Genomic DNA, 25,102 nt, shown 5'->3' on the forward strand with positions numbered 1-25,102 from the left:
ATGCTAATTGGCGTAATTGCAGATGATTTTACCGGCGCCAGCGATATCGCGGTGACGCTGGCGAAAGGCCTGGTCGGCGAGGGCGGACTTAACACCACGCAGTATTCCGGCGTACCGACGATGCCCGCCGACGCGGATGTAGAAGCGGGCGTGGTGGCGTTAAAAAGCCGCTCCGTTGCCGCCAGCGAGGCCGTGGAGCAGTCGCTGGCGGCCTGCCGCTGGCTGCTGGATCAGGGCTGCGAACAGATCGTTTTCAAATATTGCTCTACTTTCGATTCTACGGATAGCGGCAACATCGGGCCGGTCACGGACGCGCTGGCGGCGCTGCTGGAAGTCCGCAGCGTGGTAATGTGCCCGGCTTTCCCGGCGCTGGGACGTACGGTTTATCAGGGGCATCTTTTTGTACAGGATAAGCTGCTGAACGAGTCCGGCATGGAGCATCATCCGCTGACGCCGATGACGGATGCGGATCTGCGGCGCGTGCTGCGGCGGCAAAGCGCCAACCCGGTTGCACATATTGCGTGGCAGACCGTAGTGCAGGGCAGCCAGGTTTTACAGCAGGCTATCAACGAGCCGCAGACGCGCACCCTACTGATTGTGGACGCGATTAGCGAGCACGATCTGACTACCCTCGGCCGCGCCTGCCAGGGCGCGAAACTCGTTACGGGCGGATCGGGGATTGCGCTGGCCTTGCCGCATAATTTCATCGCTCAGGGGCGGGCAAAAGGGAAACAGGCGCAGGCTCCCCTTATCGACGGGCCGGAAGCTATCCTGGTCGGCAGCTGTTCCGGCGCGACGCGTTTACAGATAGCCGAACATCAGAAAAACCATCCTGTAATGATGATTGAGGTCAAAGACGTGCTGAGCGGCGAAACGGGACCGGCGCAGCTGGTGGCCTTTATCACCGAGCATCAGGGCCGCGCGCCGTTGGTCTATTCCTCCGGCGATCCCGAGGCCGTAAAACGCGTGCAGGAGCAGTATGGTCGCGAGCGGGTAGCGGCCGCGCTGGACAGCCTGTTCGGCGAAACCGCGCAGCAGCTGGTGGCGGCCGGCACGCGACGGATTGTGGTCGGCGGCGGCGAGACGTCCGGGGCGGTGGTCAGTGCATTAGGGCTGGGCGCGCTGACTATCGGCGCAGAAATAGATACCGGCGTTCCGTCGATGGTGTCGCGCGGCAGGCAGCCTGTAGCGCTGGCGCTGAAGTCGGGTAATTTTGGCGGCAGAGACTTCTTTGCCCGAGCCGTCGATGCGCTGCGGGGCGATGATTAGAGACAGATTTGCTATGTAAATATTGGCGGATGATTCTGGCGCTGGCAAAGAGGCCGATGGCGATATCTGTACGGGGGCCGTAGCTGGCCTAATCAGCGGTCGCCACGCACAAAAAAGCCGCCCGCAGGCGGCCATTATATCAGCTGTGACTATTACAGCGTGCCGGTACCGCCGTCGGAGCACCAGACCTGGCCGGACGTATAGCTGGTTTCCGTTGAGGCCAGCGTCACGTAAAGCGGGGCGATCTCCGCAGGCTGTCCCGGACGGCCCAGCGGCGCGCTGCCGCCAAACTGCTTCACTTTTTCCTGCGGCTGACCGCCGCTGGACTGCAACGGCGTCCAGTATGGACCAGGCGCAACCGCATTAACGCGGATGCCTTCTTCGCCCAGCTGCTGCGCCAGCGCTTTGGTAAAGGCGGCGATAGAGGCTTTGGTCTGCGCATAGTCCAGCAGGATAGCGCTTGGGCTATAGGCCTGCACGGAAGAGGTGTTAATAATGGCGCCACCGCGTGGAATATGATCCACCGCCGCTTTGGTGATCCAGAACATGGCGTAGACGTTGGTTTTGAACGTCGCATCAAAATCTTCGGTGCTCAGCGTGCGGATAGACTCGTTATACTGCTGGCGTCCGGCATTGTTCACCAGAATATCCAGGCCGCCCAGCTGGCTTACCGCGTCGCTGACCAGCTTTTTACAAAACTCTTCGGAACGAATATCGCCCGGCAGTGCAACCGCTTTACGGCCTTCCGCCTCGATAAGCTTAATCACTTCCGCCGCGTCGGATTCTTCTTCCGGCAGGTAACCGATGGCCACGTCTGCGCCTTCACGGGCATAGGCAATAGCAACGGCACGACCGATACCGGAATCACCGCCGGTAATAAGCGCTTTACGTCCCTGCAAACGGCCAGAGCCGCGATAGGTTTTTTCACCGTGATCGGGTTGTGGGATCATTTTGCTGGCAAGGCCTGGCGCCTGCTGAGGCTGTTCCGGGAATGGCGGGGTCGGATAGTCAACGGTCAGCAAGGACTTTTTAGTTTGTTCGCTCATGATGTACTCCTTCATCGGTGTTGATTCGAAAACATAAGCCTGGCACAAACGTGATGGTTGTCACGTTCAGCTGCAAAAATAATGGTAAAAGCGCGCGATTTTCGGGTTTGATTAAGAGGGTTTACGACAGTAAGTCATCTTTTTTGGTAAGGCATGATGTTGTATGAATTAAAAACAAAATTTTATTTTTAATTGCATTGAAATCTGCGGGGATGGGTTGTCAGGCCCGTTGTCAGAAGTACGCCTGCTGTCAAATGAGAGGGTTATCCATTAATAAAATTTATCATTGTATGTTTAATTTTACTTCATCTCCTCAGCTGAATATTGGAGTAAAGTAGGTGAATTCAGGTGCGTTTATTTTTCCTTTGATTTTTACAAATATCGCAGGGAAACCGAATGCTTTATCCTGCCATTTGCCATCATTAAGATTACGGTCGCTGTTGCGCTAATGCGGCTGGTATTTTTTCTGACCAATCTACAGCGGCCGGTAAAGCTACGGAGGATTATCCTTGCAGCTACGCCTTCCGTGCTGGTGGTTACTATTTTTATTTTATTACACGCCAGGGGGCAATCTAATATTATATTTTACTGAACAATGTTAGCTGTGGCGGGTGAGTTTTTTTGTAGGATGGTAATTTTTTAATTTGATGTGCATATATATTGTTTCATCGTGCTGAATATAAAATTACCGATAGCGTCGCTGGATATTCGGAATCATTGGCTATAGTTGCGCTGAGTTTTCAAAATTAAAGTATTTACATGCAGGCAAGAGCAGGGTGCAATATGTAACGCCAACGGTGAATGGCCCATCCAACGCCAGCCATCGGGCCAGCGTCAATAACCCGTGCAACGAAAACGAATAAGCCACTGGCAGCAGTCTGCCCAATAAAAACGCACAGGCCAATGAAAATACTCCGCTCAGCGTCAGTCTGTTCAATGGTAACAGGCAAGCCAGCGACGCTGCGGCCAGTGTCCCTGAAATGCTCTGACGACCTGTGGCGCAGCGTAAGCTGATGACCTGCCCAAAAATGAAATTGCCGATATAAGCGCCAAAAAGCGAGCAAAACCAGTATGACCTGTGCTTCTTTTGCTGCTAAAAACCATGCCTGTTTTTTTGACTACGGGGTACAACCGGGCCGGGTGCTTCACGCCAGTCCGGGTTTTCACCCGACATAATCGCGCCACGCTGTTGTTTAGTCGGTTTCGCCAGTGGTGAAGGCATAGTCGGTGCAGACGAGGGGTTTACCCCGTCAGGATTTAAGTTTTCGATGGCGCAGCCAGAAATAAAAAGAGTAACCAGCGTCAACGATATTAATAGCTTTCTCATTTACCATTCCCTGTTTAATTTTACGCTTTGTCATCAGTGACGATTACAGAAATATCGGCCTGAGCCAGTCCTTCGCTTATGCCTTCCGCCATTTTGCGCTCGATCGCCTGGCCGGCATTCAGTAGCAGCCTTGTAGATTCACTGGCCAGCAAAGAAGCGATTTCATCGTCGTTTAAATTGGTACATTGACGATAAATTTGCTCAAAAATAACATTGCCCTTGTTGCTTAACTGTTTTAACGATGCCAGCTCGTCAGGCTTGATATACTGGCGATTCAGGTTTTCTACCGCAGCCGGATGTAACAGGAAAGTCGCTAAAGGCATAGCCAGCCTTTTTTTTGCTGCGCAATACATCAGCGTAGCCGAAGAAGCGGTCATCGAAATATTAACGGCCGTAATGGGAATGGCCGCATTTTTTATCGCCTGATAAAGCAGGTAGCCGCTGTCCATATCACCGCCATAGCTGTTGATATATAGTGTAATCTCTTTCAGCCCTGGCGAGGCGTAATGCAGCTTGTCCAACGCGTCGATAAACTCCAGCGATTTATTTGCCGTAATATCGCCGTTAAAAATAATGCGGGCGGATTTAAATTTTGCGGGCCTGATATCGGTGCGCTGGGTCACAGAAAGTGCCGCGTCGGCCGGAAGCATAAAAGCAGCCAGCCATCCGGCGAGGGTAACCGCCGTAGTAAATATCTTTTTCATCATTATCCTTAACAATGCATAACATCATTTAAGCGAATTGCTTTTGCAGGCTAACCTTCCTACGGATAATAAACTGTGAGGCAGGACGGATATTAATTTTCCGCCGCATAAAGGAATGTAACAAATTATGCTCAGAGCATAAATCGGTAGCCGACGCCGGTTTCCGTGCGCAAATGGCGAGGCCGGGCCGGATCTTCTTCCAGCTTCTGCCGAAGGTGGCCCATATAGATGCGCAGATAGTGACTGTGCTCCGAGGCGTTAGGCCCCCAAACCTGTACCAGCAGCTGCCGCTGCGTCATCACCTTGCCGTGATTGTTAAGCAGTACGGCAAGTAGCCTGAATTCGGTTGGCGTCAGATGGAGTTCCTCGCCCGCACGCGTAATGCGCCTTGCTGCCAGGTCGACCTGCACATCGGAAAAGGCGAAAACCGGATCGCTTTGCGTATCGTGCGTCGTGCGTCGCAGCGCTACCCGCAGGCGCGCCTCCAGCTCGCCGATGCCGAAAGGCTTGGTAAGATAGTCATCGGCTCCCGCATCCAGCGCGGCAATTTTATCTTCCTCTTCGCTGCGGGCGGAGAGCACAATTACCGGCTTCTGACTCCACTGGCGGAACTCTTTAAGAAAGGTCAGGCCGTCGCCGTCCGGCAGCCCTAAATCCAGGATCACCAGATCCGGTTTGCGGGTAGCGGCCTCCAGCAGGCCGCGCTGTAGCGTGCCGGCATCGAAGACGCGCAGGGCGCTGCCTTCCAGCGCGATGCGCAGAAAGCGGCTTATCTCTTTTTCATCTTCAATAATCAGTACGGTTGTCACAGCGCTTCACCTGTTTCTGCTATGTCCGGCAGCGGCGCCTGCGGCAGGCTAATTCTGAAGCTCGCGCCGCCCTGCGGACGTTGATGGGCGGTAATCACGCCGTTATGCACCTCGACGATCGCCTGACAGATTGCCAGACCCAGCCCCACGCCGGGAATGGCCGATTCCCGATCGCCACGAGTGAATTTAGCAAAAAGCGCCTGCTCCTGACCAGCGGGCAAGCCGGGGCCGCTGTCCCAGACTTCGATCGTCAGCTCGCCCGGACGCGTCTGCGCCCTGATGCCGATTTGCGCCGCTGCGCCTGCATATTTCATGGCGTTTTCCAGCAGGTTGATCAGCACCCGTTCAAACAGCGGGCCGTCAACGTGAACCAGTGCCAGCGGATCGGCCATCTCCAGCGTAACGGGCTGCCTGCCGCCCGGATCCAGCGTCGCCAGCGCGCTGCCGATTACCTCTTCCAGCGTCAGCCATTCACGCTTCAGATGAAAGCCGCCGGTCTGTAGACGGGCCATATCCAGCAGATTATTCACCAGCCGCGTCAGCCGCAGCACATGCTGGCGGATTTCGCTTGCCTGGCGAGCCTGAGGCAGCCTGGCCGAGGCCAGATCCAGCGTCAGGATCTCCACCTGGCCGAAAAGCACGGTAAGCGGCGTGCGCAGATCGTGAGAAAGGGCGGCCAGCAGCGAATGGCGCAGCTGCTCACGCTCGCCGATTACGCGCGCCTGCTCTTCGCTGGCCGTCAGCTGTAAACGCTCCAGCGCGCTGGCGGTCAGTAGCAGCACCGTTTCCAGCAGCTGCTGCTGTTCAGGCAGCGCGGGCGGCGTTTGCTGCGCGATTACCATCACGCCAAGACTTTTCTCTGCGGCGCGCAGCGGCAGGATCTGATAAGGCACGCCGGGCAGCGTATCGGTTCCGGCGCCCGCCGGTTCACCCTGCACGAAACTCCAGCGGGCAATGCCTTCGTCCCAGCTCATTACGTTTGGTGCGGGCAGCTGCCGCACCAGCCTGTCGTTTTCGTCAGGCAGCAGCAGCGCGCTGTCGGCATGAAAAATAGTATAAACGGCGTGCTGGCTTGCCGCCGCTACTTCCTGCGCGCTGCGGGCCTTCGCCAGCGTGCTGGAAAGGGCGTAAAGCTGGCCGGTGCGTCTTTCACGATAGCGAGCAATGCGCGCCTGATAGCGCACGCCCGCCGTCAGGTTGCCAACCAGCAGCCCGACACTGAGCATCACGCCAAAGGTTAACAGATATTGCGCGTCAGAAACCGCCAGCGTACCGCGCGGCGCGACAAAAAAGAGATCGAAGCTGACAACGTTGATTATTGTGGCGAACACCGAGGGCCAGCGTCCGGCCTGGAGCGCCACTACCACTACGCCCAGCAGATAGAGCATCACCAGGTTGGCGGGATCGAAAGCCAGCAGCCAGTGGCTGGCGATAAAGGTAATCAGCGCGCAGAGCGCCGTGGCGAGCAGACAGCCGCGTATGCCCTGACGCCAGCGTCGAGCCTGTCTTTGCGGCGGCGCGGCGGCGGCCGGCCTGTCGCCGGGCGCAACGATCACCAGGTCGAGTTCGGGCGCGCGGGCGGCAAGGCGATCGGCCAGCGAAGACGAGCGGAACAGATGACGGCCTCTGCCGCGTCCCAGCACCACTTTGCCCAGATCGTGATCGCGAGCGTAGCGCGCAATCGCCTTATCCGCAGAGGCGTCGGCCAATACGGCGCTTTCCGCACCGAGCTGACGCGCCAGCCGCAGTGAAGCCAGCGCGGTGCGGCGCTGCTGCTGCGTCAGCCGCAGCCAGCCAGGCGTTTCCACGCAGACCGCGTGCCATTCGCTGCCCAGCCTGGCCGCCAGCCGCGCGGCGGTGCGCACCAGCTTTTCGCTGCCTTCGTCGTAGCCCACGCAAAGCAGCACCGCATCCCGCGTGTGCCACACTTTGTCCCGCCCGCGCCCGTCGCGCCAGGCCTGCATCTGATTATCTACCCGATCGGCGGTGCGCCGCAGCGCCAGCTCGCGTAAAGCAATCAGGTTGCCCTTGCGGAAAAAGTGCTCGGCCGCCCGGTCAGCGCGGTCGCCGGTATACACCTTGCCCTGTTTAAGACGCAGCAGCAGATCGTCCGGCGGCAAATCCACCAGGATTATCTCATCGGCGGCGTCGAAAAACGGGTCGGGCAGCGTCTCGCGCACCTGAATGCCGGTGACGCCGTTGACCACGTCGTTCAGGCTTTCCAGATGCTGCACGTTGACGGTGGTCAGCACGTCGATCCCGGCCGCCAGCAGCTCTTTCACATCCTGCCAGCGTTTGGGATGACGGGAGCCGGGCGCGTTACTGTGCGCCAGCTCGTCAATCAAAATCACGGCGGGATGACGCGCAAGCGCGGCGTCCAGATCGAACTCCTCAACCTGACGGCCCCGATGCTGGCGCTGCTGCGGCGGCAGGCGCGGCAGGCCCTGCAGCAGCGCCGCCGTCTCCTGCCTGCCGTGCGTTTCCACCACGCCTATCAGCACGTCCAGTTGGCGCGTATGCAGCCGCCGCGCCTCCTGAAGCATCGCCCAGGTTTTGCCTACGCCCGCGCAGGCGCCGAAGAAAATTTTCAGTTTGCCGCGCGGCCGCTCGCGGGTCTGTTGCAGTAAGCGATCGGGATCGGGGCGAAGCATATCGGCCATGCCGGTTCCTTATTTAGCGCGAAGCGCATCCAGAGCAAGATTCAGTTCGGGCACGTTAACATACGGCTGGCCGCTGAAGCTGAACAGCGGATAGCGGGTGTGCGCGGCGATAAGGCGGCTAATCGTTTCGGGCGACAGCTGGCGCGCTTTCGCCACGCGCGGCGTCTGCCAGCGCGCCGCCTCCGGTGAGATGCCGTTATCCAGTCCGCTGGCGGAGGCGGTCAGCAGATCGACCGGCACCCGACCGCTGGCGTCCGGGTTTTCTGCGCGGGCAGCCGCCAGCCGATCGGCAAACAGCTTATCCAGCGCGGGATTGCCGGGCGCGAGGTTGCTGCCGCCGCTCGCCAGCGGATTATAAGGGGTTTCCGCCGTCGCCGACGGTCGTCCCTGAAAATATTTTGCCTGGCTGAACGCCTGGCCCAGCAGCCGTGAGCCGCGAACCTCGCCGTCAAGCAACAGCAGCGAGCCGCCCGCCTGCTGCGGAAAGAGCCACTGGCCCAGCAGGGTGGTGACCATCGGGTAAACGCCGCCGGTCAGCAGCAGTAAAAAAGCCATCATAAAAAGCGCGGGACGCAGTTGCGACACGGTAAACCTCCTACAGCTGAAGAAGCAAATCGATAAGTTTGATGCCGATAAACGGCAGAGCCAGCCCGCCCAGGCCATACAGCCCCAGGTTGCGGCGCAGCAGCGCGGCGGCGCTGAGCGGCTTATAGCTGACGCCGCGCAGGGCCAGCGGGATCAGGAAGATAATGATCAGTGCGTTAAAGATCACCGCGCTTAAAATGGCCGACGAAGGCGAATGCAGATGCATCACGTTCAGCGCGCCGAACTGCGGGTAGCTGGCCGCAAACGCCGCCGGGATAATGGCAAAGTATTTCGCCACGTCGTTGGCGAGGCTGAAGGTAGTCAGCGAGCCGCGCGTCATCAGCATCTGTTTGCCGATATGCACGACCTCAATCAGCTTGGTCGGGCTGGAATCCAGATCCACCATGTTGCCCGCCTCTTTCGCCGCCTGAGTGCCGGAGTTCATCGCCACCGCCACGTCGGCCTGCGCCAGCGCGGGCGCGTCGTTGGTGCCGTCGCCGGTCATCGCCACCAGTCTGCCCTCGGCCTGATACTGGCGGATCAGCGCCAGCTTCGCTTCCGGCGTCGCTTCGGCAAGAAAGTCGTCCACGCCCGCCTCAGCGGCGATAGCGGCGGCGGTCAGCGGGTTATCGCCGGTGATCATCACGGTGCGGATGCCCATTTTGCGTAACTCGCCGAAGCGCTCTTTGATGCCGCCTTTAACGATATCCCGCAGCGCGATCACGCCCAGCACCTCAAGGTTTTCCGCCACTACCAGCGGCGTGCCGCCCTGGCGTGCGACTTCGTTGACCTTTTCATCCATCTCCGCCGGGAACTGACCGCCGCTGGCGACCACATGGCGACGGATCGCGTCGGCCGAGCCTTTGCGAATGCTGCGTTCCGGCAGGTTAATACCGCTCATTCGCGTCTGGGCGGTAAAGGGGATAAACGTCGCCTGTAGCTGCTGCAAATCGCGTTCACGCAGGTTAAAACGCTGCTTGGCGAGCACCACGATGCTGCGGCCTTCCGGCGTTTCATCGGCCAGCGAAGCCAGCTGCGCCGCATCCGCCAGCCGCTGCTCCGCAATGCCGCTGGCGGGCAGAAAGTCGGAAGCCTGACGGTTGCCGAGCGTAATAGTGCCGGTTTTGTCCAGCAGCAGGATATCGACGTCGCCCGCTGCCTCTACGGCGCGGCCGCTGGTGGCGATCACGTTGGCCGCCAGCATTCGGCTCATCCCGGCAACGCCAATGGCGGAGAGCAGGCCGCCGATGGTGGTGGGGATCAGGCAGACCAGCAGCGCAATCAGCACGGTCACGCTGACCGGCGTGCCGCTCCAGGCCGAGAAGGGCCAAAGGGTAGCGGTCGCCAGCAGAAAGACCAGCGTCAGCGCAATCAGCAGAATGGTCAGCGCGACCTCGTTAGGCGTTTTGCGGCGGCTGGCGCCTTCGACCATGGCGATCATGCTGTCGAGAAAGGTTTCGCCGGGATTGGCGGTACAGCGGATCACCAGCCAGTCGGAAAGCAGACGGGTGCCGCCGGTGACCGAAGCGAAATCGCCGCCCGACTCACGGATAACCGGCGCCGACTCGCCGGTAATGGCGCTTTCATCCACCGACGCGCCGCCCTCGATAACTTCGCCATCGCAGGGGATGATATCGCCCGCGCTGGCCAGCACGATGTCGCCTTTGCGCAGTTCGCTGGCGGCGATTTTTTCCGTTGGCGCATCGTGGCGGGCCTCTTTCAGCCGCAGAGCAAAAGCGGTTTTCTGCACGCTTTTCAGGCTGCTGGCCTGCGCCTTGCTGCGGCCTTCAGCCAGCGCCTCGGCAAAACAGGCGAACAGCACGGTAAACCAGAGCCACAGGCTGACGGCGGCGGTAAATCTGGCGTCGCCCGCCAGGCCGCAGGCCATCGCTATCGCCAGCAGCGTGGTCAGCACGCTGCCGATCCAGACCACAAACATCACCGGATTGCGCCACTGAGCCTGCGGCGACAGTTTTTTCACCGCGTCAACCAGCGCCTGGCGCAGCAGCGAAGGCTCAAACAGAGCCAATTGTTTACGGTTCATCGGGTACGCTCCATGTGCATCAGGTGGTCCGCTATCGGGCCGGAAGCCAGAGCGGGGATAAAGGTAAGCGCGCCGGTCAGCAGCACGGTGCCGATCAGCAGGCCGACAAACAGCGGGCCGTGCGTGGGCAGGGTGCCGCTGCTGACCGGCTGGATTTTTTTAGCTACCAGCGATCCGGCAATGGCCATGACCGGCACAATCACCATAAAGCGGCCCGCCAACATGCAGAAGGCCAGCAGCAGGTTCCAGAACGGCGTATTGGCTGACAGACCGGCAAAGGCGCTGCCGTTGTTGTTGGCGGCGGACGAAAGGGCGTAAAGCACTTCGCTGAAGCCGTGCGCGCCGGGGTTCAGCATCGCCGCGCGTCCGGCGTCGCTCATCATCGCCAGCGCGCTGCCGAGCAGTACCAGCGCGGGCGTTACCAGGATCGCCAGCGCCGTCATTTTCATTTCGCGCACGTCGATCTTTTTGCCCAGGTATTCCGGCGTGCGGCCAATCATCAGCCCGGCGATAAACACCGCCAGCAGCACGAACAGCAGCATGCCGTAAAGCCCCGAACCCACGCCGCCGAAGATTACTTCGCCAATCTGCATCAGCCACATCGGGATCATGCCGCCCAGCGCGGTGAAAGAGTCGTGCATGGCGTTGACCGCGCCGCATGAGGCTGCCGTGGTGACCACCGCATACAGGCCGCTTGCCAACACGCCGAAACGGCTCTCTTTACCTTCCAGGTTGGTTCCGTCAACGCCCAGCGCCCGCAGCGTCGGGTTGCCCTGTAGCTCCGCCCAGAACATCGCGCTGGCGCAGAGCACAAAAATCAGCGTCATCGCCGCCAGGATCACCCGTCCCTGACGGGCGTCGCCGACCGCTTCGCCAAAGGCGAAACAGAGCGCCGCCGGGATCAGGAAAATAGCCAGCATCTGCGCAAAATTGCTGATATCGGTAGGGTTTTCAAACGGATGTGCCGAGTTGGCGTTAAAGAAACCGCCGCCGTTGGTGCCCAGCAGCTTGATCGCTTCCTGCGAGGCGACCGGTCCCATCGGCAGCAGCTGCTTCGCGCCTTCAAGGCTGGTGAAAGGCAGATAGGCGGAGAAGCTTTGCACCACGCCCTGTTGGATCAGCAGCAGCGCAAACAGCAGCGAAAGCGGCAGCAGCAGCCAGAGGACGATACGGCCGAGATCCTGCCAGGCGTTGCCCAACGTGGCCGAGGAGCGACGTGCAAACGCACGGATTAGAGCGAAAGCGACGGCCAGGCCGCTGGCGGCCGAGAGAAAGTTTTGCACCGTCAGCCCGGCCATCTGGCTGAAATAGCTCAGCGACGATTCGCCAGCGTAAGCCTGCCAGTCGGTATTGGTGACAAAAGAGACGGCGGTGTTTAACGCCAAATCCCAGCTCAGGCCGGGAAAATGCTGCGGATTTAAAGGCAGCGAGCCTTGTAACAGCAGGATCGCCAGCAGCAGGGCAAAGCCCATCGCATTAAACAGCAATATAGCCAGCAGATAGGTTTGCCAGCGCATTTCACCGCGCAGACCGGCCAGGCGCCAGAGGGCGGTTTCAACACCGCCGACAAAAGGTAAGGGACGGGGATCGATCAGGCGGGCTATCAGCCGACCCAGCGGCCAGGCCAGCAGCAGCAGCGCCGCCAGATAGCTCGCTATTAACAATGCGGAAGCCGCCATCAGAAGGCCTCCGCGTTAATCAGGGCATAAATCAGATAGCCCAGCAACAACGCTACCAGCAGCACGCCGGTTATTACTGCAACACTCACGGTTCACCTCATTAAGAGAGTCATTTCGCCATGAGTGTAAAAAGTGGGCCGCAAAGATTTTGCAAAAATGCGGCGGGAAAATATAAAAAAAGTATAAAAATGCGCGAGGCCGCAGCGGGCCCCGCGCACAGGATCAGGAACGCACCAGTTCCTGGAGCACCGTCAGCTGCGCCACCGCTTTATGCATGGCGTCCAGGCCGTCGGCAGCGTTTTTCAGTCGGTCGATATTTTCGACCATCCCGCTGCGCTCGGCGCTGTTTTGCTCGCTGAGGCTGGCGATCTGCCCGCGTGCTGCGTGGCTTTTTTGCGCCATATCTTCCGTGGTGGCAACGGTTTTAGAAGCCGTCTTTTTAATCCGCGCGATGGTCGCTACTGTCTCGTTGATGCTTTCACGCGTGGCGTCGGCCTGTTCTTTAGAAGAGCGGGCCAGGCGGCGTACCTCTTCTGCTACCACGGCAAAGCCGCGACCGGCCGATCCGGCGCGGGCGGCTTCCACCGCGGCATTCAGCGCCAGCAGGTTGGTCTGGTCGGCAATGGTGCTGATGCCGCTGGTGATTTGCGTAATGCCCTGCGAAATTCTTTCCAGCTCGCCGATTTCAAGGCCCAGCTCATCCTGCGCCTGCAGCGTGACGGTTGCCGCCTCGCCGATCTCGCCGATATTCACGCCAGCCACATCCAGCGCTGCGCTCTGGCGGCTGGTGGCTTTTTCCAGCAGCGGGAAAGTTTGTACTACCGGCCCGATCTGCTGCTGATAGTCGATCACTTTATCAATAACGTCCGTTTGCAGCGTGTGCAGCGCTTCCCAACGACGCAGCGAGCGCTGGGCATAGTGACCGGCGTAGTCGGCGTATTCAATCGGGAAGCGGCTCATGGCTTTGACGTCGCGATCGAAAAAGGCGAGGGCGGACAGCGTCTGGTTGATCGGCACGCCGAATATTTCGCCAAAGCTGGAGAAGCCAGCGGCCGGCACGCCGTCGAACAGCTCCGCCGCAGGCAGGCTTTCCGGGTTGTTAAGGCGGCGCAGCAGGCAGTCGTTCAGCAGCAGTCCGGCCGGTTTGCCATGCGTGGCGACGAATCTGTCCCAGTCCTTACGCGTGGCGGAAACGAAATCGCCCGCCTCCAGCAGATAAAGACGGTCGCCAAACTCCAGATCGCAGAAGAACGTCAGGCTTTCCGCGTCGATTTTCGCTACGGAGCGAATAAAGTACTCATCCGCCACCTTCACGCCGAACGTTTTGCCCTTCAGCTTTTGCTCCAGCTGCTCAGGCTTACAGTGCAGCGCGTCGGCCAGCACTTTTACCGCAGGCTGCTGGCGACCCGTTGCGTCAAACAGCGAACTTACGGTGCGCGCGACGGGATCGGCTTCCGCCACCAGCCAGCTTTGCTGCGTGGGCTGGAAGTTCTGGCTTTTAAACGGCGCAAAGGATTTCCCTTTCGCCATGCGGCAGAACACGATCACCGCTTTGTTTTGCAGCAGCTGGCCGCTGGTGGCCATCCAGGTGTTCTGAAAATCGGTGCGGCCGCCCGCCGAGCCGCCGATAGCCAGGCAGGGGAAGCGTCCGCTGTCATACCAGGCCTGCATCATAAAGCCTTCGGCAGAGGAGAGGCCGTCGCAGTAGATCATCGCGAAGGTTTCTTCGGCAGAGAGCGACATATTGACCTGAAGGCGATCAAGCTGGGCGCGAATGCTGTCGATACGATCGGCAACGGTAGCGCCGCGTGGCACCTGCAGATCGATAGTGTGCACCTCATGACGGGCGACCGTCTGCTCGGGCAGCCACAGCCAGCTGCCCTGAGGGCCGTTGGTGGCACAGTAGGCGGAGCGGCCTTTCTGCGCGCACAGCGCGCCGGTAGAGGAGATAGCGAAGACGGTACGGCCCGGCGCGCTCATCTTTTGCCACGCGTCGTTCACGCGGGCGAAATCAGCTTCCGGCGGGACAAAGACCATCAGCAGGCCTTTGCCGCCGCCGGTACCCAGGCTGCCGAAAGCGGTCGGCAGGGCGCGACAGTCATAAGTGTTGCTGACCGGACGACCGGCCAGCGGATTAAGTTTTTTTGGAATCAGTGCGTTCCAGAATGCAGATAATTTTGCCATGGTGTTCTCATAAAAGTAGAGCGCCTGCGTGGGCGCATTAATGCTTATTGTTATAGTGAAACCCCGGCGGGATGCCGGGGGTAAGAAAATTACGCGTCGGACAGGCGGAAGGTAGAAACGGAGTGGTTAAGGAAGTGCACCTGCTCTTCCAGCGAGGCGGAAGCCGCTGCCGACTCCTGCACCAGCGCGGAGTTCTGCTGGGTCACGCTGTCCATCTCGGTTACCGCCTGTTCAATTTGGCTGATGCCGCGGCTCTGCTCGTCAGACGCGGTCGATATATGATCCATCAGTACATCGACCTGGCTGACCGAGGCAATAATCGCGCCGATAGCGTCGCCGGTACGGCTGACCTGATCGGAACCGGCTTTGATATTGGCGACCGATTCGGCAATCAGACTTTCAATCTCTTTTGCCGCTACCGCGCTGCGCTGCGCCAGGTTGCGAACTTCGCCCGCCACGACCGCGAAGCCGCGCCCCTGTTCACCCGCGCGCGCCGCTTCCACCGCGGCGTTCAGCGCCAGGATATTGGTCTGGAAAGCGATGCTGTTAATCACGCCGGTAATGTCTTCAATCTTCTTCGAGCTGCTGTTGATTTTGCCCATGGTGACGATGACTTCCTGCGAGACTTTTTCGCCGGTTTTCGCGTTCTTCACCGCTTCGCTGGTCAGACGGCTGGCTTCAAAGACGTTTTCGGTATTCTGTTTCACCGTGGCGCCCAGCTCTTCCATGCTGGCGGCGGTCTGCGTCAGCGCGGCGGCCTGCTGCTCGGTACGCGAAGCCAGGTCGACGTTACCGGCGGCGATTTCCTGCGAGGCGTGCGACACGGTTTGCGTGGAGTTACGCACCTGGCTGATGATATCGGTCAGCGAGCGGCGCATCTGCTCCATGGTGCCCATCAGATCCTGTATTTCGCTGCGGGAAGAGGCCACCACCGGCACCGGCGTATCCAGGATACCCTGAGCAATCTGGCTGCAATGCGCTTTGGCGCTGTCCAGCGGGCTAAGCACGTAGCGCTTCAGGAACATCAACACGCCTGCGATAACAACCAGGAACAGCACGCCGAAGGCGACAATCAGGCCGATACCAAAGGTGAAGTGATCCTGCGCATCGCTGTTCAGGCGCTTCGCGTACTGCTCGTGCAGCGCAAGCACTTTGTCCAGCACCACTTCGTACTGGTGATCCAGGCTGATGACGGTTGGCAGCTGCGCCTTAAAGCGCGCCTGGTCATTGGTTTTAGCCGCGTCCAGCAGCGGGTCGATACCCTGACGGCGGTAGGTTTCATAGGTGGTGCGATACTCATCGGCCAGGCTGGCTTCGCCATCCAGCTTCGGCGCGGCCAGATAGGCCTGGAAAGCCTTGTCCGCTTTGCCCAGCACTTCATTCAGCCCGCTAATCGTCTGCTCAGACTGCAGGCTGCCGCTGTTTTCCATCGTTTTCATATATTCCATCAGGCGCACGCGCAGGGTACGGCTGTGGTTAATAGGATCGATAATAGACAGCACTACACGGATCTCTCTATTCACCGCATCCAGCGACGTATTGCTGCGGGTCAGCAGCCAGACGTTAGCGATCATGCTGGTGAAAAAAATAATAAACAGGAACAGCAGAACCAAAAGCGACGATCTTTTCAGGGACATCTGATTAGCCTTAAAGGAAATAGGATGCTTTCTGTATCGGCAAATTGCGGTAAAGATTTAGTTTTATGGCCGGTAGGGTAGAGGAATATGTCGGCTATTATGCAAATCAAGGGTTTATCTATGCGTGACGCTGTAACGCGAGGCTTTCGTATCCGTAGGGGGGCATCCAGAGCCTTCGAAAAGTAGGGTTATTACAGGACAACATTAAAAAGTAGTGCTAATGCTGTTCGTTACGTTGTCACCTTTCAGGTTTGGAGGAAATGATATATTCACAGCCATTTGTTACGTTGTCACAAAAAAGGAAAGGGCATCCAGGCGCTACGCAACACCAACGGTTTACCCTTTCTTCTCTTCCACTCTTTCAGGGCCACGGTTAGTTTGATCGCAATCACAATAACCCGTTTTCACGGCCGGTAAAGCCGATCGCCGTCACTCTTCTTTGTTAAAAAAATGATGATTTTTTATTACATATTATTATCAATATTCGGGTGGTACAGCCATAAAACAATAGCTTAACGCGACAGGTGGAAACGCCCGTCTTACTTTTTATACCCGCCCGGACCTGAACGATAACTTTTGCTGATGGCCGTCGTGCCGCAGCCTGCGATATGCATCCGAAAGAGGGGAAGTAATGTGCTGACCATACTGGGTTTTTCGATGGTGACCTGTTTCATGTACCTGATTATGACCAAAAGGATGTCGGCGCTGATCGCGCTGATTATCGTGCCGACGGTCTTTGCGCTGGCGGCGGGTTATTATCATGGGCTTGGCGAAATGATGTTGAATGGCGTAAAAGCGCTGGCGCCGACGGGCGTAATGCTGACCTTTTCCATTCTCTATTTTGGCCTGATGATCGACGCCGGGCTGTTTGACCCGCTGGTACGCTTTATCCTGAAAATCGTGCGCGGCGACCCGCTTAAGGTGCTGGTAGGCACGGCGGTACTGACGCTGCTGGTTTCACTGGACGGCGACAGCTCCACCACCTATATGATTGCCGTGGCGGCGTTTTTGCCGCTCTACCGCAAGCTGGGCATGAACGTGCTGGCGATGACCTGTCTGGTCAACCTTGCCAGCGGCATTATGAATCTGTCGCCGTGGGGCGGCCCAACGGCGCGCGCGGCGGCGGCCTTGCATATCGATGCGCTGGACATCTTTATTCCTATGCTGCCCGCCATGTTTCTGGGTTGCGTCACGCTCGTTGGTATGGCGGTGCTGTTCGGCATCCGCGAGCGCAGAAGGCTGGGCGTGATGAAGCTCGATAACGATCATCTGGATAATATCGAGCTGGGTCTGGGCGACGCGCAGGAGTGCGCAGCGAACCGGCGGCCAAAAATGTTCTGGCCTAACTTTATCCTCACTACCGTGCTGCTGGTGCTGCTGGTGACCGGGCTGATGCCTATTCAGATCCTGTTTATGCTGGCTTTTGCCATTGCGGTAATGCTGAATTACCCTTCGCTGGAACAGCAGAAAGCGCGTATCAATACCCATGCAGGCAACGTGCTGGCGGTCACCTCGCTGATTTTCGCCGCCGGGGTGTTTACCGGCATTCTGTCCGGCACCGGCATGGTCGATGCAATGGCGAAAAGCCTGCTGGCGGTGATCCCGCATAGCTTTGGGCCTTATCTGGCGATCTTTACCGCGCTGGTCAGCCTGCCATTCACTTTCTTTATGTCTAACGATGCGTTCTATTTCGGCATCCTGCCGGTGATTGCCCAGACGGCCCTGAACTATGGTATCAGCGCAGAAGAAATCGCCAGGGCGTCAATCATCGGCCAGCCTTTCCATCTGCTCAGCCCGTTGGTGCCTTCGGTGTATCTGCTGGTTGGACTGGCGAAAGTGGATATCGGCGACCATCAGCGCTTTGCCATTAAGTGGGGGATCCTGGTCAGTATGGCGCTGCTGGTAGGCGGCCTGCTGTTTGGCGCCTTCCCGTTCTACAGCCGCTAACCCTCCGGACACGTCGGCGATTTATTGTGATCGGCATCACAATAAGTCGCCCGCGCCAGGCGGCCCAATGGCGATACAACGTTTCAGGATTAATACTTTTGGTCGGCTTTTCCTTCAAGCCGGTTTAAAAAGTGAGGTCTTATGAAACGTGATGTATTGAGCGAAGAATATTATGACGAAGTCTGTCGGGTGATTGGCGACGCGGCCATTGTGCTGGCTGAAAGCGGACACAATACCAGCCGGGATATTCTGGCAAACCTGCTGGTCAGAACGCGCCATGAACGAACGGATGCGGATCGGGACGAGCAGAAGGTGCTGGAACACGCGATTCGTCTGATAAAACCTGATTAATTCAGGTTTTTTTACACTTTGTACCTGAAAAGTAGCGGCTTTCTGCCAGGCTTAAGTTATGCAGAACCAAGATCGGACTTTTTAAACGAAAGGAGTGTTTATGAAAAAAGTGCTTACGCTGGCCGCGCTGCTTGCCCTTAGCCTGAACGTGATGGCCGAGGACAAAGGGGGATTTAAAGCGGGAGAAACGCCGCCACCGCCGCACAAGCAGGATGCAGGCTACAAAGGCTCGGAAGATACCAACGAGAGCCAGGTGAAGTCGGTCCGTACGCTGAAGGAAGGTTCCTGGGTGACGATGGAAGGGAATATCATCAAAAAGGTTTCTGGCAATATTTATACCTTCCAGGATAAATCAGGCAATATTAATCTGGTTATTCCCGAATCTGCCTGGGGCGGAGAGAAGTACGATGCCAAAGATCTGGTACGGGTGAGCGGTTTTGTAAAACATAAAAATAAGCAAACGGAAATCGCAGTAAAACAGATTGGCGATCCGTAACACTCTCAAGGGCGAACGCTAAGGTTCGCCCAATGCCGTTCAGCGTTGGCTTTGCAGCAGTTCAGTAAGGTGCTGCAGAGCAAACAGGGCGGCTTTTCTTACTACCTCTTCGCAATCCCCTGAAAAATGCTGCTTCAGCGCGCGTACCTCGCCATCTGGCAGGCCCCAGCCAAACCACACCGTACCCGCAGGCGTGCCATCTTCGCCGCCGTCCGGCCCGGCATAGCCGGTAACCGCAATGCTGGCTTTTTCGCCCGATACTTCTTTCGCGCCGGCTGCCATTTCGCGCGCGGTCGCCTCGCTTACCGCCGTGTGTTCCTGGAGCGTTTTTTCACTGACGTGCAGAATGCGGTGTTTGGCGCTGTCGGTATAGGTTACAAACCCGCTGGTGAAATAGCTGCTGCTGTCGCTTGCCGCGCCCAGTGCAGAGCTGACCAGACCTGACGTGCAGGATTCGGCGGCAGCCACTTTGGCCCCGGCCTGTAGTAAAACTTTGCCGAGTCTTTCGGCGGTATTAAGTAATTCCTTATCCATTGAGAGACTCCAGTTGCTAGTGGCCCCGCCGCGATGACGGGGCAGAGTTGTCAGCTTTGTGGCACGAGTTCGGTTTTAATCCAGCCTGGCTGGCGCTTGTCGAAGACTTTATAAGCGTCAAGTACGTCGCTAAGCGGCTCTACTTTCGTTAATACTTTGACCGGATCGATGGCGCCGGTGCGTACCAGTTCCAGCAAGCCCGGAATAATAGTGTGATGGTTGCAGTTGCCCATCTTAAGGGTCAGATTCTTATTCATCGCCTTGCCGATAGGGAAAGTTTCCGCTTCCGGCGGATAAACGCCGATAATGCTTAAACGACCGGCCTTTTTCAGCGTGGCGATAGCCCATTCCAGCGCCTGAGTGGGCGCGTCGCCCGGCACCCAGTTGCCTGCCTGCGGATGCGTTTCCGGTGCTACCTGATCCACTTCCGCCGCAAATTTTTCTGCTTTTTGCTGCGCCTCTTCCGCTGCCGGGCCGTGGTGCGCATGTTGGCTGTCTACGCCGACTGCATCAATAGCGCAGTCCGCGCCGACGCCGCCCGTCAGGCGATTAAGGGTTTCTACCGGATCTTCTTCTTCAAAATTTACCGTGAATGCACCCTGACGACGCGCCATAGCCAGGCGATCGACATGGCCGTCCACCGCAATCACGCGGGCGGCGCCCTTGAGGAAAGCGCTGGCGATAGCGAACTGGCCGACCGGCCCGCAGCCGAAGACCGCCACAACGTCGCCTTTTTTGATTTCGCCCGCTTCCGCGCCAAACCAGGCGGTGGGGAAAATATCGCTAACCATCAGCGCCTGCTCGTCGCTGACGTTATCGGGAATTTTTACCAGCGTATTGGCGGCATAGGGAATGCGCGCTTTTTCCGCCTGAAGCCCGTTTACCGGGCCGGTTGCGGCCGGGCCGCCGAAAAAGCAGGTGCCGGCGGCAGGCCCGTTGGGGTTGGCGTTGTCGCACTGGGCGGTATTGCCTTCCCGACAGGGCGGACAGGTGCCGCAGGAAACGGTCGAGCAAACCACCACGCGGTCGCCGACAGCGAAATTGCGAACATCGTCGCCGAGCGCTTCAATCACGCCGACGCCTTCGTGTCCCAGAATGGTGCCGGGCTGCATTTTACTGAAGGTGCCGCGAACAAAATGCAGATCGGTGCCGCAGATAGCGGAAGCCGTCAGGCGGATCACCGCATCGGTTGGTTTTTCTATCGCTGGCTCCGGGACGTCATCAAGACGAATGTCGCCGACAGCATGCCAGACTAGTGCTTTCATAGGCTCTCCCTTTTTTATCTACCGGGCCTGAGCGTCAGGCGTCCGCTGAAAAGTATAGATAAATTTTTACGGGAAGAAGGCGGCCACAGGCGTTTAACGTTCGGCGATAAGCGATGGCCGTAATGCAGCGCTATGCGGCGCGTCCGAAATTTCCGCTGGCAGCTCGTTCTCAAAAGCCCTGTCAAAGGGCGGCGGCAAACAGAAATCGGTGCCACGCTGTTGATGAAATTCCGCCAGCCATTGGCTGTAAATGGTCAGTAAGCCGTCATGGTTCTCGCTGCCGCCAAGGCGGCGGATAAACAGCCAGCGTGGTGGATCGGCGCGGTCACGCACGTAGAGTTCAGGCTGGATGCTGCCGCCGCAGGCGGTGATACACACTTCGGAAAACTGGATCTTCGGCCATTGTCCCAAACGGGTCAGAAAATGTTGTTTTTCCATGCTCCACCGTACTATGCACAGTTAAGGGGCTGATTGTGCGGCAGTCATGCTGCGCGCTGAACCAGAATCGCTATTCCCTGAAGCCGTCCGGCCGTGGCCGAAGAAAAAAATGGTGTCCGCTCTTTACTGGCGCGGAGCCACTGGCGGTTCAACCGATTTTGTAAAAATTCGTTAATTAAGTCCAGCTCTTTGTGTGGTTATTGGCATTATCAGGAATGCGCCTGGTCAGTATCCAGGCAGAAGCATCAGCAAAGCTGTTACGCAGAAGAAAGTAAAAAAAGAACGAAGCGGCAGTGGCTTATAACGAAGCGGCAGAAATTGATGAACGATTAATATTTATTTATTTGCTCAGTGGGTAAGCTAATAATTCCTGAAACGGGATAAGTATTTTTTAAATATAAAATTAAAATTGATTAAGATTTTTCCTGATTGTTGTTATTAATCAATGAGATAACCAGCCATAATTTTTACTTATTTTTATGCCGCCGTTTCCTTGCAATTATAAGCGTGGCTGCTAGATTTAACTACGTAGCACCTTCACTGATTTTTAATTCCCCCCGGGATTAAATAATTGAGAAAAAACCATTGAGTATTATTTAACACGAAGAGGACATTTGTATGACTCAGCATCGTGGTAATTCAAATTCGGGTAATTTCGCAGAAGATCGTGAAAAGGCGTCAGAAGCAGGCAAAAAAGGCGGACAGAGCAGTAGCGGCAGCGGCAGCTTTAAAAACGACCGTGAAAAAGCCTCTGAAGCCGGTAAAAAAGGTGGCGAGAAGAGCCGCCGCAGCTAAAAAGTAATGCGCCTGCCGCGCGCAGGCTCGCCGCCATCGGCCCTCCGGGCGGTGGCGGTTGTGCTTCCCCTCTGTTTCACTCCCTCTGATACTTCCGTCTCCTGATAACTCAGCCCTGAATATTCCTCTATACTGGTTTAAGAAGAAGAATAACCGCTATCGGCAGTAAAGCTTGCAATAAGCGCTATCTGCAGATGCCCGCTCAGAAAAGGAGAGCCCGTGTTAAAAATGATCGCCAGCGTATTTACCAGCCCGGAAAGGTTGCTTAACGCCATGTCCCGCAATGATATGCAGGAAGCTAAAGATGACGGCGAACGTATTTTGATCGATGAAGACGGTGCGGCGTCGGTGAATTTACAAAGCAAAGAGGTTCATGAGGATTTCGCCCGCCACGTTGCCATGCTCAAACACACGCGCAAAACGCCGCCGGACGAGGAAGAACGCAAGAAAAAGCAAAGACATGTGCTGCTTCCGGAAGAGATATCCTGACCGCTAAAACGTCTGGATGCAGGGACGAACTGAAAGAAACCCCACGATGCCGTGGGGTTTTTTATGCTTACTCTTTCGGTAGCGCGTACGCGACCAGCGCATCGCCGGAAGTGGTACCCAGCCCGCCGTGCCCGCCTGCCGCAATCACCACATACTGACGACCGTCCTTACCGGTATAGGTCATCGGCGTCGCCTGGCCGCCCGCTGGCAGTTTGGCTTTCCACAGCTCGTGGCCCGTGGCTTCGTCAAAAGCGCGCAGGTAGTTATCCGCCGTAGCGCCCATAAATATCAGCCCGCTGCGGGTAATGATGTTGCCGCCCATCATAAAAATGCCGGTTGGCAACGGCGCGTTGGTATGAGTGCCGAAAATATTCATATTACGCGTGGTGCCCGCCGGTCTTTCCCAGGCGATTTTACGGGTGTTAAGATCGATGGCGATCAGCTTGCCCCACGGCGGCGCGCTACAAGGTGCGCCCAGCGCCGTCAGCCAGGGTTTCACCACGGCCGCCCAGCCGGTGCCATACTGCGGCCCTACGGCGAACTCTTTCGGTTTCGGATAGGATTGCCCGCTGGCCCAGCCTGCCCACGGCTTCATCAGGCCCTGTTTGATCGCCTCGTCATGCTTCATCAGCTCCATGGTGAAAGGGATGTAGCTGGTGTTGGCAATCAGTAAATGCCGCTGCGGATCCACCGAAGCGCCGTACCAGTCCATCACGCCGTCAAACGCAGGATAGGCGATAGAGGTGCCTTCCGCAGGCGGCGTATATTGGCCCTGATAGCGATAGCGGTGGAACTGAATGCGGCAGATCAGCTGATCGATCGGCGTCGCGCCCCACATATCGGTTTCTTTCAGATTTGGCGGTACAAGGCTCGGCATGCCGACCGGATCCGGCTGCGTAGGCGACAGATGCTCGCCCGGCAGCGAGGGCGAGGTCGGCACCGGCTTCTCATCCACCTGCGCCAGCGGTTTGCCGTTGCGGCGATCCAGCAGGAACAGCTTGCCCATTTTAGTGGTCTGCACCAGCGCAGGCACGGTTTCGCCATTTTTGCCCGGCAGGTTAACCAGCGTTGGGCCAACCGGCACGTCGAAATCCCAGACGTCATGATGCACGGTCTGGAAATGCCAGCGCTCTTCACCCGTATGAATATCCAGTGCCACCAGCGCGCTGGAATACTTCTCGTCAAAAGGTCGCCGTTTGCCGCCGTAATAATCCGGCGTCGCGTTGCCCAGCGGAATATAAATCAGGCCCAGCTTTTCGTCCGCCGTATAGGTTCCCCAGCCGTTAGGCGTGCCGTGCGTATACTCTTCGCCAGGCTTCAGCGGCGCGTTCTGCGGCGTTCTGCCCAGGTCCCAGGCCCAGGAGAGCTGGCCGGTTTTTACGTCATAAGCGCGTACCACGCCGGAAGGTTCGCCGGTGGTCTGGTTATCGTATATCCAGCCGCCCAGCACGATGCGGCCTTCCATCACCATCGGCTGCGAGGTAATAAAATGGAAGCCCGGCGGCACCTGGCCCATATGGTCGGTCAGGCTGACATAGCCCTTGTGGCCAAACGAGGCGCAAGGTTCGCCGGTTTGCGCATTCAGCGCCACCATGCGGGCATCGCTGGTGGTGGTGATGATTTTTTCCGGGCAGGTGCTGTCATCCACCGCCTTGCTGTAAGCCACGCCGCGGCAGGCCAGATATTCATTGGCCGAGGTGTCTACTTTGGGATCAAACTTCCAGCGCTGTTTGCCGCTGGTGGCGTCAAGCGCAATCACCTGGCGATGCGGCGTACAGATAAAGAGCGTGTTGCCAACCTTAATCGGCGTCACTTCAAAGCTGAACTCGCGTCCCGCTTTATCTTCCCCTTTACGCAGGGTATCGCCGGTATGGAACTGCCAGGCGGGCTGCAGCTGGCTGACATTGGCGGGCGTAATCTGCGTCAGTGGCGAAAAGCGCTGGCCATCGCGCGTACGGCCATAATGCTGCCAGTCATTATCGTTATCGGTTGCGATCGCGGCCTGAGCTGCCGGCACGGGCTGATGATGCACAAAGCGCGTTGCCGTTACGTGCCAGCCTGACCAGAAGACCAGCACGATAGCGGCCAGATAGACCACGCCAGCCAGCGTGCCCGCGCGGCGCTGCGTGTGCATCACCGGTCGGACGATCCACGGCAGGCTGCACCAGACGCCCAGTACGGCCAGCGCGAAAAGGCGCGGCATCAGCTTCCAGCCGTCCAGACCGACTTCATACAGCGACCAGGCTACGCAAATCAGAAAGGAGAGCAGGTAAAGCCAAAGACCGGCCGGACGGCGTTTAACGATAAAAATGCCGCTAAGGAAGAAACCGGCGCCGAAAATCAGGTACCAGGGCGTGCCGCCCAGCGTTGCCAGCCAGCCGCCGAGCACCAGGAAAGCCAGGCCGAACAGGCTAACGACGATCCCAGTGATGGTAGGTAGGGTGAACCAAAATTTTTTCTGCATAAGGTCTTGATAAGTGAGTAACAGGTAAGGCAAGCATAGAGGATGCAAAGTTTTGCAAAGATAGCGGGTGGAGAGAGCGGTGTGCTTGTCTTTAATAGTTCTATTTTTCAATTGATTAGCATGTAAAGATTATTGTCTCAAAATCTTACCGTTGGCTATTGGCAGCCAGGGAGGCTGCTTTTTGATCTGCGTTTCCCTTAAGAGGCGGTTGTTTATTGCGCGGTTGATAGCCATCCAGACGGCAATACCGGCAAATTGCATTAATAGCTGGTAACATTACGCTCCAGTTAATACTGTTAATAACCGGCTCGTTTGTTGAATAAAACCGCTGGAAAACGCCCTGACGGTAAAGTAGCTGTAACAATGATGATGAAACGGG

Annotated in this window: 20 protein-coding genes and 1 pseudogene; 6 read left to right on the forward strand and 15 right to left on the reverse strand. The window is 57.5% G+C overall.

All coding sequences use genetic code 11. The features are described from left to right. A complete protein-coding gene (gene otnK, locus ACVWZ0_RS11020; protein WP_253454239.1) occupies window positions 1–1,269 on the forward strand; it encodes a 3-oxo-tetronate kinase in 1,269 nt (422 codons plus the stop codon). A gap of 152 nt (window positions 1,270–1,421) precedes the next feature. Here otnK and ACVWZ0_RS11025 read toward each other — a convergent pair whose 3' ends face one another. The 11 genes from ACVWZ0_RS11025 to ACVWZ0_RS11075 all read right to left on the reverse strand — a co-directional run bounded on the left by ACVWZ0_RS11025 (window position 1,422) and on the right by ACVWZ0_RS11075 (window position 15,944). Next, window positions 1,422–2,315 (reverse strand): SDR family oxidoreductase, encoded by an 894-nt coding sequence (locus ACVWZ0_RS11025; protein WP_253454237.1) that lies wholly within the window; start codon window positions 2,313–2,315, stop codon window positions 1,422–1,424. A 1,093-nt stretch (window positions 2,316–3,408) separates the two neighbouring features. Next, window positions 3,409–3,642, reverse strand: a complete 234-nt coding sequence (locus ACVWZ0_RS11030) for a hypothetical protein (RefSeq protein ID WP_253454235.1) — start codon at window positions 3,640–3,642, stop codon at window positions 3,409–3,411. Window positions 3,643–3,662: 20 nt separating this feature from the next. Continuing rightward, window positions 3,663–4,346, reverse strand: a complete 684-nt coding sequence (locus ACVWZ0_RS11035) for an ATP-dependent Clp protease proteolytic subunit (protein ID WP_253454234.1) — start codon at window positions 4,344–4,346, stop codon at window positions 3,663–3,665. A 131-nt stretch (window positions 4,347–4,477) separates the two neighbouring features. Then, a complete protein-coding gene (gene kdpE, locus ACVWZ0_RS11040) occupies window positions 4,478–5,155 on the reverse strand; it encodes a two-component system response regulator KdpE (RefSeq protein ID WP_253454232.1) in 678 nt (225 codons plus the stop codon). Beyond that, entirely contained in the window at window positions 5,152–7,815 is a 2,664-nt protein-coding gene (gene kdpD, locus ACVWZ0_RS11045; RefSeq protein WP_253454230.1) for a two-component system sensor histidine kinase KdpD, read from the reverse strand. The genes kdpE and kdpD overlap by 4 nt, the downstream gene beginning before the upstream one ends. A gap of 9 nt (window positions 7,816–7,824) precedes the next feature. Beyond that, the gene (gene kdpC, locus ACVWZ0_RS11050) at window positions 7,825–8,400 is read right to left on the reverse strand and encodes a potassium-transporting ATPase subunit KdpC (RefSeq protein ID WP_253454228.1); all 576 of its coding nucleotides are present in this window, start codon (window positions 8,398–8,400) and stop codon (window positions 7,825–7,827) included. Window positions 8,401–8,410: 10 nt separating this feature from the next. Then, on the reverse strand, window positions 8,411–10,444 hold the full coding sequence (gene kdpB, locus ACVWZ0_RS11055) for a potassium-transporting ATPase subunit KdpB (RefSeq protein ID WP_253454226.1): 2,034 nt from the start codon (window positions 10,442–10,444) through the stop codon (window positions 8,411–8,413). After that, complete coding sequence (gene kdpA / locus ACVWZ0_RS11060) at window positions 10,441–12,123, reverse strand: potassium-transporting ATPase subunit KdpA (RefSeq protein ID WP_253454224.1); 1,683 nt, start codon at window positions 12,121–12,123, stop codon at window positions 10,441–10,443. The genes kdpB and kdpA overlap by 4 nt, the downstream gene beginning before the upstream one ends. Beyond that, window positions 12,123–12,212, reverse strand: a complete 90-nt coding sequence (gene kdpF, locus ACVWZ0_RS11065; RefSeq protein ID WP_125287524.1) for a K(+)-transporting ATPase subunit F — start codon at window positions 12,210–12,212, stop codon at window positions 12,123–12,125. The genes kdpA and kdpF overlap by 1 nt, the downstream gene beginning before the upstream one ends. Before the next feature lie 133 nt (window positions 12,213–12,345). Next, the gene (locus ACVWZ0_RS11070) at window positions 12,346–14,307 is read right to left on the reverse strand and encodes a methyl-accepting chemotaxis protein (RefSeq protein WP_369894735.1); all 1,962 of its coding nucleotides are present in this window, start codon (window positions 14,305–14,307) and stop codon (window positions 12,346–12,348) included. 89 nt (window positions 14,308–14,396) lie between these two features. Beyond that, complete coding sequence (locus ACVWZ0_RS11075) at window positions 14,397–15,944, reverse strand: methyl-accepting chemotaxis protein (protein WP_253454222.1); 1,548 nt, start codon at window positions 15,942–15,944, stop codon at window positions 14,397–14,399. A gap of 633 nt (window positions 15,945–16,577) precedes the next feature. On the opposite strand from ACVWZ0_RS11075, the gene ACVWZ0_RS11080 reads away from it, so the two are divergent. The 3 genes from ACVWZ0_RS11080 to ACVWZ0_RS11090 all read left to right on the forward strand — a co-directional run bounded on the left by ACVWZ0_RS11080 (window position 16,578) and on the right by ACVWZ0_RS11090 (window position 18,738). Beyond that, window positions 16,578–17,891 (forward strand): CitMHS family transporter, encoded by a 1,314-nt coding sequence (locus tag ACVWZ0_RS11080; protein WP_253454220.1) that lies wholly within the window; start codon window positions 16,578–16,580, stop codon window positions 17,889–17,891. A gap of 141 nt (window positions 17,892–18,032) precedes the next feature. Continuing rightward, window positions 18,033–18,242: a DUF2767 family protein gene (locus tag ACVWZ0_RS11085; RefSeq protein WP_125287527.1), complete on the forward strand. Its 210-nt coding sequence runs from the start codon at window positions 18,033–18,035 to the stop codon at window positions 18,240–18,242. Between the two features lie 100 nt (window positions 18,243–18,342). Then, window positions 18,343–18,738: a YgiW/YdeI family stress tolerance OB fold protein gene (locus tag ACVWZ0_RS11090; RefSeq protein ID WP_253454219.1), complete on the forward strand. Its 396-nt coding sequence runs from the start codon at window positions 18,343–18,345 to the stop codon at window positions 18,736–18,738. Window positions 18,739–18,777: 39 nt separating this feature from the next. On the opposite strand, the gene ACVWZ0_RS11095 is transcribed toward ACVWZ0_RS11090, so the two are convergent. From ACVWZ0_RS11095 to ACVWZ0_RS11105, 3 genes are all read right to left on the reverse strand, one after another. Next, window positions 18,778–19,272: a CinA family protein gene (locus ACVWZ0_RS11095; RefSeq protein ID WP_253454217.1), complete on the reverse strand. Its 495-nt coding sequence runs from the start codon at window positions 19,270–19,272 to the stop codon at window positions 18,778–18,780. A 50-nt stretch (window positions 19,273–19,322) separates the two neighbouring features. Continuing rightward, entirely contained in the window at window positions 19,323–20,537 is a 1,215-nt protein-coding gene (locus ACVWZ0_RS11100; RefSeq protein ID WP_253454215.1) for a zinc-dependent alcohol dehydrogenase, read from the reverse strand. Between the two features lie 93 nt (window positions 20,538–20,630). Beyond that, the gene (locus ACVWZ0_RS11105; protein ID WP_253454213.1) at window positions 20,631–20,975 is read right to left on the reverse strand and encodes a hypothetical protein; all 345 of its coding nucleotides are present in this window, start codon (window positions 20,973–20,975) and stop codon (window positions 20,631–20,633) included. 618 nt (window positions 20,976–21,593) lie between these two features. Here ACVWZ0_RS11105 and ACVWZ0_RS11110 point away from each other — a divergent pair. Together ACVWZ0_RS11110 and ACVWZ0_RS11115 are read left to right on the forward strand one after the other, a co-directional pair. Beyond that, a complete protein-coding gene (locus ACVWZ0_RS11110) occupies window positions 21,594–21,770 on the forward strand; it encodes a con-10 family general stress protein (protein ID WP_125287532.1) in 177 nt (58 codons plus the stop codon). Window positions 21,771–21,989: 219 nt separating this feature from the next. Continuing rightward, window positions 21,990–22,178, forward strand: a pseudogene (locus ACVWZ0_RS11115) (hypothetical protein); the annotation flags it as partial. A gap of 148 nt (window positions 22,179–22,326) precedes the next feature. On the opposite strand, the gene ACVWZ0_RS11120 reads toward ACVWZ0_RS11115, so the two are convergent. Continuing rightward, complete coding sequence (locus ACVWZ0_RS11120) at window positions 22,327–24,723, reverse strand: membrane-bound PQQ-dependent dehydrogenase, glucose/quinate/shikimate family (protein WP_253454211.1); 2,397 nt, start codon at window positions 24,721–24,723, stop codon at window positions 22,327–22,329. Window positions 24,724–25,102 lie beyond the last annotated feature (379 nt).

The sequence above is a fragment of the Erwinia sp. TECH1 genome (genome assembly GCF_054057575.1).

What these genes read in the sequence shown, in the direction of transcription:
- otnK (WP_253454239.1), top strand. Translation starts at nt 1, where the DNA reads ATGCTAATTGGCGTAATTGCAGATGATTTTACCGGCGCCAGCGATATC.
- ACVWZ0_RS11025 (WP_253454237.1), bottom strand. Translation starts at nt 2,315, where the DNA reads ATGAGCGAACAAACTAAAAAGTCCTTGCTGACCGTTGACTATCCGACC.
- ACVWZ0_RS11030 (WP_253454235.1), bottom strand. Translation starts at nt 3,642, where the DNA reads ATGAGAAAGCTATTAATATCGTTGACGCTGGTTACTCTTTTTATTTCT.
- ACVWZ0_RS11035 (WP_253454234.1), bottom strand. Translation starts at nt 4,346, where the DNA reads ATGAAAAAGATATTTACTACGGCGGTTACCCTCGCCGGATGGCTGGCT.
- kdpD (WP_253454230.1), bottom strand. Translation starts at nt 7,815, where the DNA reads ATGGCCGATATGCTTCGCCCCGATCCCGATCGCTTACTGCAACAGACC.
- kdpB (WP_253454226.1), bottom strand. Translation starts at nt 10,444, where the DNA reads ATGAACCGTAAACAATTGGCTCTGTTTGAGCCTTCGCTGCTGCGCCAG.
- kdpA (WP_253454224.1), bottom strand. Translation starts at nt 12,123, where the DNA reads ATGGCGGCTTCCGCATTGTTAATAGCGAGCTATCTGGCGGCGCTGCTG.
- ACVWZ0_RS11070 (WP_369894735.1), bottom strand. Translation starts at nt 14,307, where the DNA reads ATGGCAAAATTATCTGCATTCTGGAACGCACTGATTCCAAAAAAACTT.
- ACVWZ0_RS11075 (WP_253454222.1), bottom strand. Translation starts at nt 15,944, where the DNA reads ATGTCCCTGAAAAGATCGTCGCTTTTGGTTCTGCTGTTCCTGTTTATT.
- ACVWZ0_RS11085 (WP_125287527.1), top strand. Translation starts at nt 18,033, where the DNA reads ATGAAACGTGATGTATTGAGCGAAGAATATTATGACGAAGTCTGTCGG.
- ACVWZ0_RS11090 (WP_253454219.1), top strand. Translation starts at nt 18,343, where the DNA reads ATGAAAAAAGTGCTTACGCTGGCCGCGCTGCTTGCCCTTAGCCTGAAC.
- ACVWZ0_RS11095 (WP_253454217.1), bottom strand. Translation starts at nt 19,272, where the DNA reads ATGGATAAGGAATTACTTAATACCGCCGAAAGACTCGGCAAAGTTTTA.
- ACVWZ0_RS11100 (WP_253454215.1), bottom strand. Translation starts at nt 20,537, where the DNA reads ATGAAAGCACTAGTCTGGCATGCTGTCGGCGACATTCGTCTTGATGAC.
- ACVWZ0_RS11105 (WP_253454213.1), bottom strand. Translation starts at nt 20,975, where the DNA reads ATGGAAAAACAACATTTTCTGACCCGTTTGGGACAATGGCCGAAGATC.
- ACVWZ0_RS11110 (WP_125287532.1), top strand. Translation starts at nt 21,594, where the DNA reads ATGACTCAGCATCGTGGTAATTCAAATTCGGGTAATTTCGCAGAAGAT.
- ACVWZ0_RS11120 (WP_253454211.1), bottom strand. Translation starts at nt 24,723, where the DNA reads ATGCAGAAAAAATTTTGGTTCACCCTACCTACCATCACTGGGATCGTC.